Origin of the sequence: Pseudoalteromonas aliena (assembly GCF_038155085.1) — a bacterium.
In the GTDB taxonomy this organism is placed as follows: Bacteria; Pseudomonadota; Gammaproteobacteria; order Enterobacterales; family Alteromonadaceae; genus Pseudoalteromonas; species Pseudoalteromonas aliena_A.
In genome coordinates, this window is record NZ_JBAKAU010000092.1 from 1 (window position 1) to 238 (window position 238).

The window sequence follows — 238 nt, forward strand, 5'->3', positions numbered from 1 at the left end:
CTTGGCGTTATTGGCTCAGATACCAAAGCAAAACGCTTTAAGCAGCGCTAAGCTCATCGCGATTATACCACCGAGCAAATAATGCAAATGGTCTGCCCTGTCGCGCTTGAAAATGTAATGGGCAAGCTCCCTATGGAAGTGGCAATATCAATTAGAGGGCAGTTAATTGGCCTTTATCAGTCTATGCAAACCCATGCCCCTAAACGCCAAGGTGTGCAATGGCGAGCACTTAAAAATG

Annotated in this window: 1 pseudogene; it reads left to right on the plus strand. The window is 46.2% G+C overall.

The features are described from left to right. Positions 1-238: pseudogene (locus tag V6260_RS18665) on the plus strand (XdhC family protein); the annotation flags it as partial.